We start from the raw sequence: 2,853 nt of genomic DNA, 5'->3' as shown, positions 1-2,853 counted from the left end.
TAATTGTTTATCTTTACTTAATTTACTGCGTTTCATACTTAAATTTTAACAAATTTAAGTTATCTAGGACAGCCCCTTTTTTTATCAATAAATCATTTAAATAAGCAATTTGAATATTCCATTACAGCTTATAATACAACATTAAGCTCTTGGATGTTTGATTATATAGCAAAAAAGATTAATACTCTTGATACAGATTATCCTATAAAAAACTATTATGATAAAACTAATTATAAAACAAATGATATTATAAAACATAATGGCTATTTGTATAGAGTAAATAAAGATTTTTTAAGTGATGATTCTGATTATTATTTAAAATCTAATTGCTCTATTCTTACACCTTTCAAGAGTTTAGAAATTGGAAGAAGTTATAATGCATACGACATTTTAGAGTATGAAAATAATTTTTTTATAGTAAGCGAAAATTTTATTTATAGCGAAGAAAATGATATTTATGATTTCATTAAACCTCTAATTGAAATAATAAATTGGTTTGACGGCATTAACAAAATTTATAAAAATCAAATAATAGTAAATAATGGTGTTTTTTATTTAGTTTTGGACTATGTAGAAAATCCTATATGGAATAATTTAATAAGAGATAATAAAATAGAAATATTGTCAAAAGCCTCTAATATATTTTATGATGATAGCAATACTTCTTTTGGAAATAATACAAATAATCTTCAGCTCGCTATAGAAAAATTGAAAAAAGATATAGATAATAAAATTTCAACAGGAGGTTCAAATTTAGCAAACAATATTTTGTATGATAATTCTAAAACTAATTTAGTTTGTGAAACAGATGAGTATGATTTTCCCAAATTTAAGTATACTATACCAGAAACTATTAACTTATTGCTTAATGACGGTAGAAATGATTATCCAGCATCTATTATAAAACAAGAAGATGGAAGTTATTCATTAAATGCTAGTTTAACTAATATTGAATCTCTTTACGGAACAAAAGCAATATTATTAATGATAAAAAGTATAGAAACTTCTACAGAAAGTATTGAAATATTAAATATAATAAATGTATTTTGGAAAGTTGTTTCTAGTGATGAATGGACTATTAGTAATAGAGATATATTTATAGAAGGGATAAGTGATAATCTTCAATTTGAATTTTTACAAGGTTGTTTAGCTATATCAAAAACTGATTTTAGTGATTTTGAGCATAAACCGTATAACATTACATTAAGTATAAAAAATAGACAGTTAAAAAATACTGATACTAATTTTTTGGGAATAGGAAATTACAGTGATAAAAATTTTTTATCTTATTTAAATCTTCAAAATAATAATGGAACTGTTAAGTTAGTTGGTGCTATAAATGGTGCCGGCACTGGTACAGGAAGTTTTAGTAAATCGTCATATAGTTTTTTAAATATATTAGCAAATTATTTTAATTTATTATCATCTTATATAAATACAAATGAAATAATATCAAGTACAGGAAAAGCAGTAAAATATTATTTTACTCAAAATGTTTCAAATACAAATGCTGTAGATTTAGTTATAGCATATCAAGACGGAAGCCAAATAAATTATGATGATGTATTTACTTTAAATCTTACACCAGATAAAAATTATATTTTGGATAAAGTCTTAAAACCAGTGGAGAATATTCAGGAACTTGGAGAGAGTTTAGCTTCAAGATATATGATTTCTCCATATTATGTACAATACCCAGATATAAACGGCAATTTTAATCCTAATGAAGAGCCTAGTAATTGGTTTAAAAAAATGTATAGAGTTGCTACTACTTGGCAGATAATGTTTAATACTGAAAGTGTATATTTTAGAACGGAGGGTGATTTATCAAATGTTAGCAGAAGTAATGGTATTCAAGGGGACGCCGGTAGGAACGCTACAGGTTATTTTATAAATAGTGATTGGGGGATAGCAGTAGGTCATTCTGCTTTTATTAGCGGCGGTATTTTATATAACTATAATCAAAGTAGAAGAGGACGCTATTTAGAATATACTGGTGATTGGGGAAACAATTTAGGTATAGATTTATCACGACAGTGGATTACAGCAAATGAGTTTAGGGTTAAAAATAGATTAATTAGAATATATAAACTGCTTACAATAAATGGTAAAAAAGTAAGTGATATAATAGGAGTTTGAAGATGATATTTGCTATATATGATAAAAATACTTATGAATGTTATTTTGTTGAAGGGCAAAGCGTTAATGATTTTAAATTAAAACCTAATGAAGTTATAAAAGAACATAATAGTGAAGATGTTAGTCAAACAGATATAAGGGTTTATAATAAAGACGGATCAGTAAAAAGTTTAGAAGAGCAAGTAAAAGAAAAAATTATTATACTTAAAGACAATGAAATAATAGATAATGGAATTATAAGGGAATTAAATAAAAATTATGAAGATGATTATATTGTTATGGTTGAAAGGGGGCTTGAAGAGTTAGACAAAAATAAAAAAATAGTAGAAGAGAATGGTAAAAAGTATATTACAGAAAAAAGTATTGATGAAAAATATAATGAGAGTTTAATCACTAAAGAAGAGTATAATAATTATATAGTTAATCAAAGACAAAATCGATATTCTCAAAATCTTGACGGAAAGAGAGCCGAGCTTTTAGACGATGTACTTAATAGTTTAGCAGAGCAAGGGTTATTAAGTGAAAGTCAAATTAGTATATTAAATAGTTTACAAGATACTAGAGCCAACATAAAAGCTCAGTACAAAAAAATATTATGAGGTGTAATAATGATAGATATAAAAAAATATTTAGCTGCTCTTGCACAGGAGCCAGACATATTGCAGTTAGGAATTCCTTAATTTCTTAAAGTATAGCATAGGTGTATCATAATTT

2 protein-coding genes are annotated in these 2,853 nt (G+C 25.4%); both read left to right on the top strand.

All coding sequences use genetic code 11. The features are described from left to right. Window positions 1-153 precede the first annotated feature (153 nt). Window positions 154-2,139 (top strand): phage tail protein, encoded by a 1,986-nt coding sequence (locus tag Q0H31_RS13055; RefSeq protein WP_295298886.1) that lies wholly within the window; start codon window positions 154-156, stop codon window positions 2,137-2,139. A gap of 2 nt (window positions 2,140-2,141) precedes the next feature. Beyond that, window positions 2,142-2,738, top strand: coding sequence for a phage tail protein (locus Q0H31_RS13050; RefSeq protein ID WP_295298884.1), 597 nt, complete (start codon window positions 2,142-2,144; stop codon window positions 2,736-2,738). Window positions 2,739-2,853: the final 115 nt, after the last annotated feature.

The organism is uncultured Brachyspira sp., from assembly GCF_934747485.1.
In the GTDB taxonomy this organism is placed as follows: Bacteria; Spirochaetota; Brachyspiria; order Brachyspirales; family Brachyspiraceae; genus Brachyspira.
The sequence above is the reverse complement of the archived record's forward strand: the minus strand, read 5'-3'. Positions and strand labels throughout refer to the sequence as shown.